Genomic DNA, 15,364 nt, shown 5'->3' with positions numbered 1-15,364 from the left:
GAGTACTATTTGAATAATTCCCTCATCACTTTTCCATTCCCCGTCGGCATATCGAATTGCATCAACTCTGCAATTGTTTTCGGAATATCTATTTGCTCATAATCATAATTCAATGTTTCGCCATGACGGAAATCGGGTCCTGCAGCAATGAATTCAATATGGCGGCAACCTTCGCATCCGTCGCCATGTGAAACAAATCCATCATACACATTATCGAGATGGCGGCCATGATCATTGGTAACAATTAAAGTGGTGGTGCCTTTGTAATACGGATCATTCTGAAGATAATTCCAGATGAGCGCGATGTAATGATCGGTACTCACAATTCCCGCTGTGTAATTCGCCCATACTCCCTGGTGGCCCGACCAGTCCGGTTCGCGGAAATTCACAAGCATAAGATCAGGATGATATTGAGTGAATGTGCTGATGATCTTCTGATACGTAATTGAATCGTGGCGGTAACCGGTGAATGGCCCTGCTACTCCGCAATCGTAACTTGGCGTGTACAAACTCTGCATTGATGCATCACGGCAATTAGCAAGCACAAATAATTTATCTTTCGAAGTGATGACCCATGTTTTTTCCATTGGCGCTCCCGTTGCTTTGCGGTAATACTGGAACATGGATGGATATTGCGGCAATTGATTTCCGCCATTGTCAAGTGGCTCATAGTAACCCGTGCACATCGCATCATGCCCCGCGCTCGTCCACGTGTAACCGTTGTTGCGGAAATTGTTAAGTACTACTCCTTCATTATACAATTGCCCGCGGCGGAAAGGAATATACTGCTGCGTACTGTCGCCCCAGGTTTCCGAATAGCGCGCTCCATCGACCACGATCACGATCACGTGTTTGGTTTTGTATTGCGGGCCTGTTTGCGTATCACGCCTGCAGGTTGTGATAAAACACAACCCGGCAAAAAGAAAAACAATTTTGAGGATGTTCTTCATGGGCAATGGGGGGTATATTCAAAGTTAATGAAAAGAGGGTTTATTCCCATTAAAATACCAATGAAATCATACGCGTTCAGATCAACGCAACACAGGATTAATCCCGCTCACTCCGCTCTTGCTATCCTTATTCCCACATTTTTTATTCCCGGCAACTCTTCCATACGCATGGCCTGCTCCACTTCCATGTGATATTTTCCGGCAAGTGGAAAACGAACGCCCTGGCGGAAAACCAAACGACAATCGTGCAGGTCGCCTTGCCCTTTTCCCAACCAGTGACCCGTTTCATCTGCCAATGGAAATTCTACCGTATCATTTCCCATTTTCCCATTGGGAAATTTTGTGTGGAAGAAAACATAAATATTACTGAAAGGATATTCGTCGGTGTTGCGTATGTTGAAATAGAAATTGTATTTCGTGACGGTGTCCGGAACATCAAAATCAAAAACAAGATGCTGCTTCACATCCCACGCTGTGCCGTTCACTTCCTGGTTCTGTTCAAAAAGTAATTTGTCGTCGCAACTGAAAAGTGCAATAACTAAAAATGGAAACAGAAAAAAAAATCGCGTTCTCATACAAATGGTGGCGGTGAATCGGGTGGCGGCGGAGCTGCTGGCGGCTGATTCCTGTTCGGGCGATCCTGGTTGCGGTTTTGTTGATTCCGATCCTGTTGATTCCGGTCTTGCTGATTCGGATTCCGTTGTTGCCCGCGTTGCTGTTGTCCTTTCTGCTGATTCGGATTTCTTTGCTGCGATTTATTCTGTTGCTGCGGATTATTTTTCTGCCCGCCCGGATGACCCGGTCGGACGGGCTGCGGTCTGTTCTGCTGCTGATTTCTTTTATTTTTCTTATTTCGTTGCTGCTGATCGAAACGCGTGAGACTGTCCTGCCCTACTACATTTTCGAAATCGGGTTGTTTCACCGCTTCTTCTTTTTCTTTTTTCACAGCGCCGGTCTCCGCAGGTTTTTCTCCGCGCTTATTCATCTCGATGATCTCTTTCACGCGCGCGCTCGTGAGCGGAATGAACTGGTCGGGCTCATCGACAAAAGAATAGAACATAATGCCTTTGAAAATATCTGTCTTCTGGTGACGCGCTTTTCCGCGGACCGTTTCAATATCGATCGCTTGCGGAAAATCGCGGATCGCTTCGAGGTAAGAATCCAATTCGTAATTCAGGCAGCATTTTAATTTTCCGCATTGTCCTGCAAGTTTCAGCGGGTTGAGCGACAACTGCTGGTAACGTGCAGCGCTCGTTGTTACTGAACGGAAATCATTCAGCCATGTTGCGCAACACAATTCTCTTCCGCAGGAACCAATTCCGCCGAGACGTGCTGCTTCCTGCCTCGCGCCTATCTGGCGCATTTCCACTCTTATCTTAAATTGTTCGGCAAGAATTTTTATCAGCTCGCGGAAATCGACGCGTTCATCTGCTGTGTAAAAAAATATCGCTTTCGTTTTATCGCCCTGAAATTCCACATCGCTGATCTTCATTTGTAATCCAAGATCGAGTGCGATCTTTCTCGAGCGCATCATGGTTTCCTGTTCGAGCGCCTGCGCTTCTTTCCATTTGTCCACATCGGCCTGCTTTGCTTTGCGGTAAATTTTTTTCAGCGTGGGATCTTCTGCTTTCACATTTCGTTTTGCCAACTGCGCTTTCACCAACTCACCAACAATGGAAACGGTGCCTATATCATGCCCGGGCGATCCTTCCACGGCAATCACTTCACCGGTCGCAAGCGAAAGATCATTCACATTGCGGAAAAATTCTTTCCGGCTGTTTTTAAAACGCACTTCCACAACATCACAACTTTTCTGCCCGGAAGGCAATTCCATATTCGCGAGCCAATCGAAAACATTCAGCTTATTGCATCCTCCCGTTCCGCACGAGCCATTGCTCCTGCAGCCGGTAGGAACTCCGCTTACAGATGTACTGCATCCTCTTCCCGAAGAACAACCACTACACGACATTTTATTTATGGAAAATTAAGTTCAACAATGAAAAAACGCGGAAAAATTTTTCCCGTTGTCTTAGAACAAAAATACAGGTTTTAACGGGTTAGAAAACGTTAAACCGCCTCCGGCTTGGGAATGTTGAGGAGTTCATTTGCTTTGAAAGAAATGTCCATGAAGATCATTTTCGGATTTCCATTGCGCTCCAAATGCTGAACCGCGGTGTCAAACATCTCGATGAAATATTTTCCATTGGCCGCATGAATGAATGGTGAAAATTTTGTGATGAATTCAAGTTCTTCTCCCGACAGTCGCACGAGCGTGGAGTCGCCGTAATTCATGATGAGCGATTCGCGGACAAGTTCAAGTGCGTACTGGATGAATTGTTTCTGCCGTTCACGTTTTTCTCCAGCGAGCTGTTCCACCAATGGTAAAATCCGGAGCGCATCGAATTTCAAACACGCCCGCATCCATTTCTGGAAAGTGGAAAGATTGAACGCAGCGTGTTCATTGCGATCGAGAATTTCTTTTGCAGCGGCAAAACTTCCGTCGGCCTGGAAGGTCATCTTTTCCGCATCAACGGACGAAAGAGAAAAACGCTGCATCAGTGCAGAACGCATATCACTGTCGGTGATCGGTGGAATTTTTATGAGTTGTGTGCGCGACACAATGGTGCGCAACAACTGGTCTTCTTCGGCAGTAGTGAGAATGAAAAGTGTTTTGTCGGGCGGCTCTTCTATGATCTTGAGTAATTTATTGGCGGCGGCAGCATTCATTTTCTCCGCTTCCCAGATGATCATGATCTTGAATTCTCCCTCGTAAGATGTGAGACTTAATTTGCGCAGGATCTCCGCACTTTCATCTACCGCAATAACCGGCTGTTTATTTTTCGCATCCAGTTTATCGAACCATTCGTCGAGTGTGATGTACGGATTTTCATTCAGTGCTTCTCTCCATTGCCTGATCAGGTGTGCGCTTACGCGAATATCTTTCGAAATAGCAATCGGGTAAACGAAATGTACATCGGGATGAACGAAGTTTTTGTGTTTTTTACATGATGAACATTCGCCGCACGAATCGTTTTCTGTTCTGTTGGTACAATGAATGTATTGCGCGTATGCGAGTGCGAGCGGAAGTGCGCCCGCGCCTTCTTTTCCGAAAAAAAGTTGTGCATGGCTGATTCTTTTCTGCAGAACAGATTGCACCAGCCGTTGTTTAACTTCTTCATGACCTATTACATCGCGGAACATCATCACGCAAAAATAACTTTATTTGACACTTTGCTGTTTGTTCGTAATGTCCCTGTAAATTTTCCAGGAATACACAATGGGAATGATAGCCACGAGAATGATAATGGGGAAAAAACTATAGAGCTGAAATTTCTGGGGAAGAAAAAATAATCCGGGTATCATGAGCAGTCCGCCTATCACCCAGAGTTTTCCTGCTAAGCGATGTGTTCGCACCCACACTTCTTCATTGCTGAGCGTCCAGGGTGTGCGGAAGCCGACGAAGAAATTTGTGCGTATCCTTCCGAACTGGTTTCCCATGATCAGCATCAATCCGATCAGGCACAACTGCACAATGAGTCCAACATCTAATTTTACTTTCAGCGAAACGAGACACGTGACGAATGCTATAATGCAGAACAATACTGCAAGTGAAACACGAATGAGAAAATACGCGCCGGAGAAGAGGTCGTAATTTTTTTTGCGCGGATCTATTTTCGGAAGAACAAGCAGCAGCGCATAAACTCCGAGGTTCACTCCCGGAAGCAGTAAGAGCGACCACTTGTTTCCATAGTCATCCACTTCTCCGGAGGCATTCCAGTGTGTGGGCACTCTTTCAGGAAAGGCATTCCATTTTGCAAGAATGAGGATCAGTGGTGAGAGAATGACCAGCCACAACATCCATTCGCGTTTTAAAGAAAATTTTGTTTCCATGTTATTTATTTTTTTTGTTTTTCTTTTTTTTATCGGTGAATCCCATTACCCAGGAAAGCATTTCGTCGAAGACCGTAGTATTGAGCGAATACCGGACGAATTGCCCCTCCCTGATCGAGATCACAAGATTCGCCTGCCGCAACAGGTCGAGGTGATGTGAAATACTCGGTTTGCTGATCGTGAATGCATCGGCAATATCGCCAGCTGTCCTGTCTTTCTTGCGTAGCATTTCCAATATTTCTCTTCTTGTTGGATCGTCAAGCGCCTTGAATAAAATGTTCATCGGTTCAAAGATATAGTATATTTGTATAATTAGACAAACATCTAAATAATAATTTTTCTATAAAACTGACCTTCAGCCCGATAAATTTTCGGCGGGCGATGACCATCGGAGCCAAAGTCAGGGAACCCATTCTTTCATTGTAAAATCTTAAATTTGCATTCCATTTCTCTCTTATGAAAACTGTGAATGATTTTAATTTCGCTGGCAAAAAAGCGCTGATCCGCGTGGACTTCAATGTTCCGCTCAATGAGCATTTCACTATCACCGACGATACGCGTATGCGCGCGGCTGTGCCCACGATAAAAAAAATACTTGCTGATGGCGGTTCCTGTATTTTAATGTCGCATCTCGGCCGGCCGAAAGAAGGCCCTTCTGAAAAATATTCGCTGAAGCATTTAGTGAAACATCTCGCAGAACTTACCGGCGTGAAGAATATTCAATTCGTAAATGACTGCATTGGTGAAAATGCAAATAAAGCGGCGGCTGAATTGAAGAACGGTGAAATTCTCCTGCTGGAAAATCTCCGCTTTTACAAACAGGAAGAAAAGGGCGACGTTAGTTTCGCAAAAGAACTCGCCGCACTCGGAGATATTTATGTGAATGATGCGTTCGGCACTGCGCACCGCGCGCACGCAAGCACGGCCGTGATCGCCCGATTTTTTCCAGATAAAAAATGTTTTGGATTTGTTATGTCGGGAGAAATTGAAAGCGTGAATAAAGTGCTGAATGGTTCTTCCCGGCCATTCACTGCCATTATGGGTGGGGCAAAAGTTTCCGATAAAATTCTCATTCTCGAACAACTCCTGAAAAAAGCCGACAACATCATCATCGGTGGCGGAATGGCTTTCACATTTGTAAAAGCACTCGGTGGTAAGATCGGGAAATCGCTGGTGGAAGAAGATCGCATTCCGAATGCGATAAAGATCCTCAACGATGCAAAAAAACTCGGAGTGAATATTTACATTCCTGTCGATGCGGTGTGTGCCGATAGTTTTTCCAACGATGCAAACCGGAAAACCTGCGATGTAAAAAATATTCCTGACGAATGGATGGGGCTCGACATCGGTGCAGAAACAGAAAAGATTTATTCCGGCGTGATCAGGAATTCAAAAACAATTCTCTGGAACGGGCCAATGGGCGTTTTCGAAATGGAGAATTTTGCACACGGAACCAAAGTTACTGCCGATGCGATCGTCGCTGCAACTTCAAACGGATCCTATTCACTCATCGGTGGCGGCGATTCTGTTGCGGCGATCAATAAATACAATCTCACAGAAAAAGTAAGTTATGTTTCTACCGGTGGCGGCGCACTTCTTGAGTATATTGAAGCCGGAACGCTGCCGGGTGTGGAAGCGGTGAATGCCTGAATTTTTTTTAATGTGTAACAGAAAAACTTTTTTTTCTTCCATCGTCTTTTTATTTCTCCTCGCTTCGTGCAGGGAGGAATGGAAAATATATGATGCGAAAGAATTCACAATTGAATTTCCCGGGCTGGCGAAAGATACGGCCACGCTCAACGGAGATCTCGCCGGTTTGCGAACCTATTACGATCCGGGACCGAAAAGTCTCGACTCTAATTTGTATTATGCTGTTTCAGTTTACACACTTCCTGATTCTGCGGATAAACTTGGGAATGATTTGGATGAATTTTTCCGCGCCGATGTAAAGATCTATGCTTACACAATGGGTGGAGTTCTTGCCGACAGCGGACGTGCAGTGAAAAGCGGAAAAATTGAAGGCCGTGAATACAAAGTTTTTCTCACACACCAGGCAGGAACAGTCACCATCAGGAAATTCGCACGCGGGAAACACCTTTACACGCTGCTTGTCATTACCAGTGAAATGTGTCTCGATAATTCGCAGATCGCACGTTTCATGGATTCGTTTAAACTGAAATAATATTGGTCATTGATCATTGACTATTTTTTCAAACTGTCTTTTACCGGCGGTAATTTCAAACTCACATTGATGCTGTCGGTGTGTTCCAGCATTTTCCCGAGATCCGTATTCTTTAATCCTGGAATAATTGCCGGCGCAACGCGTGCAACCGGATGATAGAGCAATGATCCATTCTTCATTTTTGGTGGAAGGATCTCGATTCTTTTTTCAAGACTATCAATAACAAAAAATAATACGCTGAGAATAAAAAGAAATTTAAAACATCCGATGAGCCCTCCGAGAAGTTTATTGAAAAATCCGAGCACCGACTTTTCGAAAAAACGATCCACCATTTTCGCAACAGCATACACTGCGAAAAGTATGGCCACGAAAATAAATGCAAATGAAATTAGCGGAATGTAAGGTGACGAAGATCCCGTCCATTTTTTTATGAGAAAAGAAATTCCATCGGAAAGATGAATGCCTCCCCATACGCCAAGAAAAAAAGCTACGAGTGTAGCCGCGGCCATGATCGCACCTTTCGTGTAGCCGCGCCAGAATCCCCAGAGAATCGGAATGATAATAATGATGTCAATGAAATTCATGGTGTGAAGTTAGACATTGAGTGTTATTTGGTTTGAAAATTCAGTATTTTCCGTTTCAACAAATGAACAATGCCAAACTCACAATGTTCAATATTCAGGGAATGAAGGTTTAATTTTCGATGTTTTTTTTCACTTGCTCATTTATCATTGGTCATTAGTCATTGATTCAAACTGTATCATAGAAAAAATTCCCCGACGACCAATTCCCATTGGCCAATGGCCAATGACTAACTTTGCACGTGCACGAAAACGATACGAAGTCAAAATGGAATAAATTACTGAGCGCGCTCGAACCTCAATTCGGAAGCGGCCTCGATGTGCAGGCAATTCTTTTCATCATCGGTGTGCAGGAACTTGGCCATGGGTTCCGGAAACTTACCAAGGAAGAAAAAGTAGATGTGATGCACATTGCCATCTGCACTTTGCTTGAACCTTACGGCTATTACAAATTTGAAGGACGAGATGCCGATAACTGGCCGCACTGGGTCGCCACTTCAAAACTTCCGAATCTGCAGGCGGGACAACAAAACCGATTGATCATTGAAGCGATCATCGATTATTTTTCCCGGAATGAAATGATCTGAAATAAAAAAGCCCCGCAAAAAGCAAGGCCGTAGAAAAAATAATTTTTTCATCAGATCTTCACCGTCACTTCATCTGTCTTGCCCGATTCAAAGCGAACTACTTTCCCGGTGTTGTAGGTAGAAGTGAAGATCACTTTTATATCCATGATCTTAGGAAGTGCCGTTTCGAAATTTGCTTTACCGGAAGCATCAGTGCTTTCCTGTACAGGGGAGATCTGAGTTCCGGTGCCAGTTCCGTCCGGATCAAGTTCAACAGTTGCACCAACGATCGGCGCACCGGTTGCAGCATCAAGTACTGTAACAACAGCTTTGCAGGGTTTATCCTTATGACAAGCCGGCGTTAAGGCAAGCATACCAATGAACAGCACGAATGTGCAGGCAACTGTGAGCTTAGGAATGTATTTGTTCATGTTTTTGCCGAGATTCAAAAAACGGTAATAGGTCCGATTTTTGTTGCAAAGTAGCCGAATGACTACTTTTGCCTTCTACAAATATAAAAAAGTTTTCAACATGCTCAAGCGCCTATACATTCCATTTCTCGCCTTGATTTCCATTCCTTTTTTCACTTCCTTCTTCGCTGCCGACAAGCGTTCTAAGGTATTGATCCATACGGATTTGGGCGATATAAAAATTGTGCTATACGATGAAACTCCAAAGCACCGTGACAACTTCCTGAAACTCGTGCAAAATCATACACTCGACAGCACATTATTTCATCGCGTCATGCAGCAATTCATGATACAGGGTGGCGATGTTGATTCGAAACATGCAACACCCGGAACTGCGCTGGGTAATGGTGATCTCGGTTATACTATTCCCGCAGAATTTAATCCTGCACTTTTTCACAAGCGCGGCGCTCTCGCTGGCGCACGGCAAGGTGATAATGTGAATCCGAATAAAGAATCATCGAGTTGCCAATTCTACATTGTACAGGGAAAAACTTTTACAGATAGCATGCTCGACATTGCGCAGAAACAACTCGACGGCGGAGTGAAGCAGGCCATTTTTTCCAAACTCATCAATGATCCTGCAAATGCTGCATTGAGAAATTCTTTTGTTCGCGCACAAATGAGAATGCAGCAAAAAGGAATGCCCGACAGCCTGAATTATTTTTCTACAATGGTTGAACCGAAGATCGATTCCATTTTCCAACTCACTCCACACCGCACCATCACCAAAGAACAACGCGAAGTTTACAAAACGCAGGGCGGCGCTCCGCATCTTGACGGAGGATACACGGTGTTCGGTGAAGTGATCGATGGAATGGATGTGGTAGATAAAATTGCAGCAATGCCCGTCGATCAGAATGCACGCCCGCTTACCGACATTCACTGCACATTCAAGATCATCAAATAAATGAGGAGAGAAAAAAGAAATTCCTCCCTGCGGATCCTTCTTGTTATTGCCGCAATTTCAGTTTTACTTTTTCAACGCTTTCACGTTTACGCTTTTTTCCACAACGGAATTTTCAGTTTCAGAAACGATACTGTTCCGCAAACACAGGAGCCGCTTTCTGATATTTTTCTCGGCAAGATCCGTGCAACTGCAAAAACTTCTTTTTCTTCCGTTACAGCAGATACATTTTCTACCATCGATGATCTGCGCGCCACACTCGCTTCGGATGAATACATGCATGTGAGCGATGCGCAGCACAATGATTCACCGAGAACACCCGAAGAGAACAGGAATGTGGTGATCAAAGACGTTTACGTTTTCGGAATAAAACGGGAAGACGACAACGATTATCATCTCATTCTCGGATCAAAACCTGAGACGTATGTTTTTCAGAATTACATGACCGCAGAAATTTCCGGGCTTCCTTCAACTTCAAGTTCGTCTTATACCACGCTGAAAACGGTAAGAGATATTTTCAAAACACAAATGGGCGTCGCTGTTTCAAAAGAACTTGTTTATTACGCAACTTTTAAAAATCCACCGATCCATCTCACTTACATTGGTGGTTCACTTTTTTTCGACAATCATCATTACGGCCAGCATTCTCGCGTGGAAGAATACCAGGTGTGCTCGTCATGGGAAATTCACCCGGTGACCACGATCACCTTCGCAAAACAGCAGTGAGTTTTTCGCATAACTTTGCATCGCAATGAGAGAACGGATCACGCAATTATTCGAAGCAGTAGAAAATTTCAACGCAACATCTCCTGATGCAGCCGAACAGTTTCGTTTGAAATTTCTCAGCCGCAAAGGAGAGATCGCTGTGTTGTTCGATGAATTCAAAACCGTTTCGCCGGAAATAAAAAAAGAAGTCGGCCAGCTTTTGAATCAACTGAAAAATACCGCGCAGGAAAAATTCGACGCTTTCAAAAATATTTCAACGAACGGCCAGGCAGGAAAAAGTTCAGTTGCAGATTCCACGCTTCCGGTTTCTTCCTTCAAAGGAAATCGTCACCCGCTGAATATTATCCGCAAGGAAATTCTTTCCATTTTCGGGCGCATCGGGTTTACCGTTGCCGACGGGCCGGAGATCGAAGACGACTGGCATAATTTTTCTGCGTTGAATTTTCCAGAAGAACATCCTGCGCGCGATATGCAGGACACGTTTTTCATTGACAAAGAAATTGCTTTGCGCACTCACACATCGAGCGTGCAGGTGCGCGTACTCGAGAAAACGCCGCCGCCTGTACGCATCGTGATGCCCGGGCGCGTGTACAGGAATGAAGCAGTTTCGGCGCGGGCACATTGCTTTTTTCATCAGGTGGAAGGATTATTTGTAGATAAAAATGTTTCGTTTGCCGACATGAAACAAACGCTGCTTTATTTCTCGAGGGAAATGTTCGGCGAAAAAACGGAGATCCGTTTGCGCCCTTCTTATTTCCCATTCACAGAACCGAGCGCGGAGATGGATATTTCCTGCACGATCTGCGGAGGAAAAGGTTGTGCGGTATGCAAACATTCGGGCTGGGTTGAAATTCTCGGATGCGGAATGGTGGACCCTGCTGTATTGAAAAATTGTAAAATAGATCCCGAGGTTTACAGCGGCTTCGCTTTCGGAATGGGAATTGAACGCATTACCATGTTGAAGTATGGTGTGAATGATCTGCGTTTGTTTTCGGAAAATGATGTGCGTTTTCTGAATCAATTCGGAGGGGCGTTATGAGTTTAACCGCTAAGGCGCAAAAACGCTAAGGAATGTCACGCAAAGAACAACTCGAAGAATTATTGAAAGAGGATCCGCGTGATCCTTTTTTACATTATGGCGTTGCTCTCGAATATGCAAAGGAAGGAAAATTGAAAGAAGCCATCGTGCGGCTGGAAAAACTCATTGCTGAAAATGAAAATTACCTCGGCGCTTATTACCAGCTCGGGCAGTTTTATGAAAAAGAAAATGAAACGGAGAAAGCAAAAAATATTTATTCGCGCGGAATTGCATTAGCTAAAAAGCAGGGAAATAGAAAAACAGAAGGAGAAATGCGGAGTGCGTTGGAAATGCTGGAGTGAAAAAAAGCGGAACCATCTTCACGATCCCGCTTTTATTTTTCTAAAAATTATTTTATCAGTGCATCAGCACTTTTTTCACAATGTGTTCTCCGTTCAGGTCAATGCTCACCACGTACACGCCCTCGGGCGCATCCGTAAGCGTGATGCGGTTATTCACCAGCGTGTATTGTAAATTTCTTCCCATCATATCGGTGATCGCGATCATTTTATAATTGATGCCGTTGCTCTCGATCACAATTTCATTATGATCATTCACAAATACATTGATCCTGTTCGGATCGATCGGCGAAATGCCGCTCGGATTATTGGTGAGCGTAATATCATCTACAGAAAAAGAAGGATCGCTTCCAGCGCCATCGTCATTATTCACCCAGTGAAAACCGATCTTCACATTCGCATTATTATTCGCCGTTGCAGGAAGTGTGATGGTGAATGCTGTCCATTGTCCTGCAGCACAACCCGTGGTTTTCGCCAGCGGATCGATCGTTGACCAGGTTACTCCGCCGTCGGCAGAAAATTGAAGTGATGCATCATCATTTGCCAAATCGCCATTCTCAAGATAAACAAATGAAAGAGAAATATTTGTTTTCCCTGTACAATTGATCAGCGGCGATTCGGCACGCATATCGGTATTGGCACAATAACCGAAACTGCAGAACCCGCCGGAAAAATAACTCGCGCCGGTATCAGCGCCTACATTCACAAAAGAAGGAATGGTAATATTCACATTGCTTACATGCAGTGTTCCGTTCATCACATTCGCAGTAACGCAACTCGAAGAACAATTTCCTGCGCCCGTTCCGGCATTGGCAGAACTGATGTACCAGGTATTTGCATAGGTTCCATTGGCGCCACTGCTTGCCGATCCCCAGGTTCCATTTGTGCCGGTGTAGGCGGAAGCGAGTTGTGCTCTATTACAACCCGTACCGAAATCTTCGGTCCAGAAAGTTTGCGCTGTTGCCGCAAAAGTTGCGAGCATAAATGCAGAAGTGTAAAAGATCTTTTTCATTTGAGTTATGGTTTGGAAAGTGAATGTACGAAATAGATGTGAAAGCGGAGAATGGAGCACGGAGAATCGAGAAATTCATGCATTGTAAAATCGCTCTTTGGTGCATTATAAATTTTCAATCTTGAATCTTTCATTCTATAATCTGTTTTTTCGTTTCAAGAATTTCTCCCTTTTCTCCAATGATGCGGATCAAATAAATTCCCGAAGCAATTCCTTCGAGGGAAATAACCCGCTCATTATCCGCAGACATTAAATCTTTCTTTATCACTCGCCCGAGCTGATCGGAGATTTCGCAGGAGAACGATCTTGCATTACCGGAATAATCAATATGAATTTCAGAGGACGCGGGTGACGGATAAATATTGAAGTGAAACTCATCAGTGAGTGCATTTATTCCCACACCAGAGCATACGTTGCAAGTGGGCGTAAATCTCCAGGCATCATTATTCGCTGTCCATTGCGTTGGATAATTTCTTCCCGGAACAACAAGTCCGGTGGTACCGGTTGAATTTTGAATTCCCTCGATAGCCATTCCGCCATTCCACCCCGTAAACAATGATTTATGCTGAATCTGTATTTCTATAATGTTCGTTGTTTCATACAGGATCACTTCTCCGGTGAATTTTAATCCTGTGCTGGCATACATAGGCGCGCGATAAATAGACGCAACGAATCTGCGATTGGGTGAGGTGCCATACGTGTTGTAATAAAAATGCTGCGTAGAATCGAGATAAAGATCCTGCCACGGGAAAAAAATACAGTTCTCCGGATCAGCCGGATTAGGAACCGCGGCGCCAATAGGCCATTGGCAATATTGATTGGCTAAAGAAATGTTGAATGAAAGAATTCCATTCGATCCCATGACCACTGCAGAATCCTGTGCGCCCATAAAACAAAAAAAGAACGGCAGTGAAATGACGGAAGACCATTGATCATCAGCAATAGTTATTTGCGTTCCGAGGTTGAATGAGTCTGGCGCATAATTGATCTGCGAAACGGAATAGCATTGAGAAAAAACTGTTTTCGAAAAAAATACAATTCCGGCAATGAGTAAATATTTTTTCATGATCGGGGTTTTTGGGAAATGAAATTTAGGAAAAAAATCGGAGAAATGAGAACTTCCTGCAGCGCAATTTATTTAACGGAAGACTGAAAACCGGAAACAACTAATGACCAATGACAAAATAATATTGCGACTGAATATTTTTATCCCCGCAAATTATCTCTTCTGCAGAAAATATTATTCCACCGTACTCAGTTTGATCATATTTGTTTTCCCTTTTTCGGTGATGGGAATGCTTGCGAGGTTGATAATGTGATCGCCGGTGACTATGTAACCATCTCTTTTCAGAATGAATTTGATATCGGCGATGGTGTGATCGGTAGAAATATTTTTATCATAATAAAATCCGCGCACGCCCCACACGAGCGAGAGTTGCGTGAGAATACTGTAGTTGTCGGTGAAAACAAAAATATTCGCTTTCGGACGATAACTCGAAACACGCAGAGCTGTGTAACCCGAATGCGTCATCATGATGATGGCCGATGCATCCACTTGTTTCGAAAGTTGTGTTGCAGCAAAACAGATGTTGTCGGAGAGAAAACGTTCGTCGTGCGAAAAAAACGGCGTTCGTTTTGCATAATACAGATTGTGCTCTTCTTCCACCTGCGTGATGATCTTGGTCATGGCTTCGATCACTTTCGCCGGATGTTTTCCAACAGAAGTTTCACCACTAAGCATAACTGCATCGGCACCGTCCATCACCGAATTTGCAACGTCGTTCACTTCTGCGCGCGTGGGAGAAATATTCGTGATCATGCTTTCCATCATTTGCGTAGCGATGATCACGGGCTTAGAAGAAAGCAAACATCTCTTCACAATCATTTTCTGCAGAACCGGAACACGCTGCATCGGAACTTCCACGCCGAGATCTCCGCGCGCTACCATCACTGCATCGGCTTCGCGGATAATATTTTCAATGTCGAGAATGGCTTCCGGTTTTTCAATTTTAGCAATGACTTTCGCATGTGCGCGTGGCTGGAAATTCAGGATGAGATGTTTTAGTTCTATAATGTCGGCGCCGTTTCTCACGAATGAAAGCCCGATCCAGTCAAATTCCAAACGCAATGCAAAATCGAGATCTTTCAGATCTTTTTCCGTGAGGCAGGGCAATGAAATTTTTGTATTCGGAAGGTTGACTCCTTTTTTCGAGGAAAGAATTCCGCCATGACGCACCACCGCTTTCACTTCATCTTTCTGATTCGTAGAGATTACTTCGAGCACTAATTTTCCATCGTCAATGAGAACGGTTTCTCCGGGTTGGACATCTTTCGGAAATTGCCGGTAGGTCATGAAAACTTTTCCTGCATTACCAATCATTTTTTCAGTCGTGAAAATGAGTTCATTCCCCTCGATAAGCTCGACAGAATTATTTTCCACTTCGCCGATGCGCAGTTTCGGTCCCTGCAAATCGCCGAGAAGAGAAACGTGAATTCCGAGTTTGCGGTTGATCTCGCGAATGTGTTTCACCTGCTCGTCCACTATGGCATAATCGCCATGAGAAAAATTAATGCGGAAAATATCTGCACCGGCTTTTGCCATTTCTTCAAGCACTTCAGGCGAAGAAGAAGCCGGCCCGAGTGTGGCGACAATCTTTGTGCGGTTGTACTGTACGCGCGCAGCAGGGGAAATTTTGTGTGTCATA

At 44.3% G+C, this 15,364-nt stretch carries 18 protein-coding genes; 7 read left to right on the top strand and 11 right to left on the bottom strand.

The annotated features are described in order from the left end of the window. Nucleotides 1-5 precede the first annotated feature (5 nt). From HY064_10835 to HY064_10810, 6 genes are all read right to left on the bottom strand, one after another. Nucleotides 6-950 carry an alkaline phosphatase family protein gene (locus tag HY064_10835; GenBank protein MBI3511149.1) on the bottom strand — a complete coding sequence of 315 codons (945 nt, stop codon included), beginning with the start codon at nucleotides 948-950 and terminating at the stop codon, nucleotides 6-8. A gap of 107 nt (nucleotides 951-1,057) precedes the next feature. Beyond that, complete coding sequence (locus tag HY064_10830) at nucleotides 1,058-1,525, bottom strand: gliding motility lipoprotein GldH (protein ID MBI3511148.1); 468 nt, start codon at nucleotides 1,523-1,525, stop codon at nucleotides 1,058-1,060. Beyond that, entirely contained in the window at nucleotides 1,522-2,919 is a 1,398-nt protein-coding gene (locus HY064_10825) for a hypothetical protein (protein ID MBI3511147.1), read from the bottom strand. Before HY064_10825 ends, HY064_10830 begins: the two co-directional genes overlap by 4 nt. 98 nt (nucleotides 2,920-3,017) lie before the next feature. Next, nucleotides 3,018-4,151: a DNA polymerase III subunit delta gene (locus HY064_10820; protein ID MBI3511146.1), complete on the bottom strand. Its 1,134-nt coding sequence runs from the start codon at nucleotides 4,149-4,151 to the stop codon at nucleotides 3,018-3,020. 18 nt (nucleotides 4,152-4,169) lie between these two features. Continuing rightward, the gene (locus HY064_10815; GenBank protein ID MBI3511145.1) at nucleotides 4,170-4,841 is read right to left on the bottom strand and encodes an SdpI family protein; all 672 of its coding nucleotides are present in this window, start codon (nucleotides 4,839-4,841) and stop codon (nucleotides 4,170-4,172) included. Between the two features lies 1 nt (nucleotide 4,842). After that, nucleotides 4,843-5,124 carry a winged helix-turn-helix transcriptional regulator gene (locus HY064_10810; GenBank protein MBI3511144.1) on the bottom strand — a complete coding sequence of 94 codons (282 nt, stop codon included), beginning with the start codon at nucleotides 5,122-5,124 and terminating at the stop codon, nucleotides 4,843-4,845. Nucleotides 5,125-5,297: 173 nt separating this feature from the next. On the opposite strand from HY064_10810, the gene HY064_10805 reads away from it, so the two are divergent. Further along, nucleotides 5,298-6,491, top strand: a complete 1,194-nt coding sequence (locus HY064_10805) for a phosphoglycerate kinase (protein ID MBI3511143.1) — start codon at nucleotides 5,298-5,300, stop codon at nucleotides 6,489-6,491. 10 nt (nucleotides 6,492-6,501) lie between these two features. Then, nucleotides 6,502-7,023 carry a hypothetical protein gene (locus HY064_10800; protein MBI3511142.1) on the top strand — a complete coding sequence of 174 codons (522 nt, stop codon included), beginning with the start codon at nucleotides 6,502-6,504 and terminating at the stop codon, nucleotides 7,021-7,023. Between the two features lie 20 nt (nucleotides 7,024-7,043). Here HY064_10800 and HY064_10795 read toward each other — a convergent pair whose 3' ends face one another. Beyond that, nucleotides 7,044-7,607 carry a CvpA family protein gene (locus HY064_10795; protein MBI3511141.1) on the bottom strand — a complete coding sequence of 188 codons (564 nt, stop codon included), beginning with the start codon at nucleotides 7,605-7,607 and terminating at the stop codon, nucleotides 7,044-7,046. Between the two features lie 239 nt (nucleotides 7,608-7,846). Here HY064_10795 and HY064_10790 point away from each other — a divergent pair, with 239 nt between their 5' ends. After that, a complete protein-coding gene (locus tag HY064_10790) occupies nucleotides 7,847-8,191 on the top strand; it encodes a hypothetical protein (GenBank protein ID MBI3511140.1) in 345 nt (114 codons plus the stop codon). 50 nt (nucleotides 8,192-8,241) lie between these two features. Here the strand turns inward: HY064_10790 and HY064_10785 are convergent, their stop codons facing one another. Next, the gene (locus HY064_10785) at nucleotides 8,242-8,601 is read right to left on the bottom strand and encodes a hypothetical protein (GenBank protein MBI3511139.1); all 360 of its coding nucleotides are present in this window, start codon (nucleotides 8,599-8,601) and stop codon (nucleotides 8,242-8,244) included. 100 nt (nucleotides 8,602-8,701) lie between these two features. Here HY064_10785 and HY064_10780 point away from each other — a divergent pair, with 100 nt between their 5' ends. Genes HY064_10780 through HY064_10765 form a run of 4 tightly spaced genes read left to right on the top strand, consistent with a single transcriptional unit; the run spans nucleotide 8,702 to nucleotide 11,650 of the window. Beyond that, nucleotides 8,702-9,547, top strand: coding sequence for a peptidylprolyl isomerase (locus tag HY064_10780; GenBank protein MBI3511138.1), 846 nt, complete (start codon nucleotides 8,702-8,704; stop codon nucleotides 9,545-9,547). Further along, complete coding sequence (locus HY064_10775) at nucleotides 9,548-10,270, top strand: hypothetical protein (protein MBI3511137.1); 723 nt, start codon at nucleotides 9,548-9,550, stop codon at nucleotides 10,268-10,270. 25 nt (nucleotides 10,271-10,295) lie between these two features. Continuing rightward, a complete protein-coding gene (gene pheS, locus HY064_10770; protein MBI3511136.1) occupies nucleotides 10,296-11,309 on the top strand; it encodes a phenylalanine--tRNA ligase subunit alpha in 1,014 nt (337 codons plus the stop codon). Nucleotides 11,310-11,341: 32 nt separating this feature from the next. Next, entirely contained in the window at nucleotides 11,342-11,650 is a 309-nt protein-coding gene (locus HY064_10765; GenBank protein MBI3511135.1) for a tetratricopeptide repeat protein, read from the top strand. Nucleotides 11,651-11,705: 55 nt separating this feature from the next. Here the strand turns inward: HY064_10765 and HY064_10760 are convergent, their stop codons facing one another. From HY064_10760 to pyk, 3 genes are all read right to left on the bottom strand, one after another. Continuing rightward, nucleotides 11,706-12,659, bottom strand: coding sequence for a choice-of-anchor J domain-containing protein (locus tag HY064_10760; protein ID MBI3511134.1), 954 nt, complete (start codon nucleotides 12,657-12,659; stop codon nucleotides 11,706-11,708). A 130-nt stretch (nucleotides 12,660-12,789) separates the two neighbouring features. Then, nucleotides 12,790-13,725 (bottom strand): T9SS type A sorting domain-containing protein, encoded by a 936-nt coding sequence (locus tag HY064_10755; protein MBI3511133.1) that lies wholly within the window; start codon nucleotides 13,723-13,725, stop codon nucleotides 12,790-12,792. 174 nt (nucleotides 13,726-13,899) lie between these two features. Next, on the bottom strand, nucleotides 13,900-15,363 hold the full coding sequence (gene pyk / locus HY064_10750) for a pyruvate kinase (GenBank protein MBI3511132.1): 1,464 nt from the start codon (nucleotides 15,361-15,363) through the stop codon (nucleotides 13,900-13,902). Nucleotide 15,364 lies beyond the last annotated feature (1 nt).

This window comes from Bacteroidota bacterium, assembly GCA_016194975.1.
In the GTDB taxonomy this organism is placed as follows: Bacteria; Bacteroidota; Bacteroidia; order Palsa-965; family Palsa-965.
This window is presented reverse-complemented; position numbering and strand designations above follow the sequence as displayed.

Coding starts and splice junctions, on each gene's coding strand:
- HY064_10835 (MBI3511149.1), bottom strand. CDS start 950: ATGAAGAACATCCTCAAAATTGTTTTTCTTTTTGCCGGGTTGTGTTTT.
- HY064_10830 (MBI3511148.1), bottom strand. CDS start 1,525: ATGAGAACGCGATTTTTTTTTCTGTTTCCATTTTTAGTTATTGCACTT.
- HY064_10825 (MBI3511147.1), bottom strand. CDS start 2,919: ATGTCGTGTAGTGGTTGTTCTTCGGGAAGAGGATGCAGTACATCTGTA.
- HY064_10820 (MBI3511146.1), bottom strand. CDS start 4,151: ATGTTCCGCGATGTAATAGGTCATGAAGAAGTTAAACAACGGCTGGTG.
- HY064_10815 (MBI3511145.1), bottom strand. CDS start 4,841: ATGGAAACAAAATTTTCTTTAAAACGCGAATGGATGTTGTGGCTGGTC.
- HY064_10810 (MBI3511144.1), bottom strand. CDS start 5,124: ATGAACATTTTATTCAAGGCGCTTGACGATCCAACAAGAAGAGAAATA.
- HY064_10805 (MBI3511143.1), top strand. CDS start 5,298: ATGAAAACTGTGAATGATTTTAATTTCGCTGGCAAAAAAGCGCTGATC.
- HY064_10800 (MBI3511142.1), top strand. CDS start 6,502: ATGTGTAACAGAAAAACTTTTTTTTCTTCCATCGTCTTTTTATTTCTC.
- HY064_10795 (MBI3511141.1), bottom strand. CDS start 7,607: ATGAATTTCATTGACATCATTATTATCATTCCGATTCTCTGGGGATTC.
- HY064_10785 (MBI3511139.1), bottom strand. CDS start 8,601: ATGAACAAATACATTCCTAAGCTCACAGTTGCCTGCACATTCGTGCTG.
- HY064_10780 (MBI3511138.1), top strand. CDS start 8,702: ATGCTCAAGCGCCTATACATTCCATTTCTCGCCTTGATTTCCATTCCT.
- HY064_10775 (MBI3511137.1), top strand. CDS start 9,548: ATGAGGAGAGAAAAAAGAAATTCCTCCCTGCGGATCCTTCTTGTTATT.
- pheS (MBI3511136.1), top strand. CDS start 10,296: ATGAGAGAACGGATCACGCAATTATTCGAAGCAGTAGAAAATTTCAAC.
- HY064_10765 (MBI3511135.1), top strand. CDS start 11,342: ATGTCACGCAAAGAACAACTCGAAGAATTATTGAAAGAGGATCCGCGT.
- HY064_10760 (MBI3511134.1), bottom strand. CDS start 12,659: ATGAAAAAGATCTTTTACACTTCTGCATTTATGCTCGCAACTTTTGCG.
- HY064_10755 (MBI3511133.1), bottom strand. CDS start 13,725: ATGAAAAAATATTTACTCATTGCCGGAATTGTATTTTTTTCGAAAACA.
- pyk (MBI3511132.1), bottom strand. CDS start 15,363: ATGACACACAAAATTTCCCCTGCTGCGCGCGTACAGTACAACCGCACA.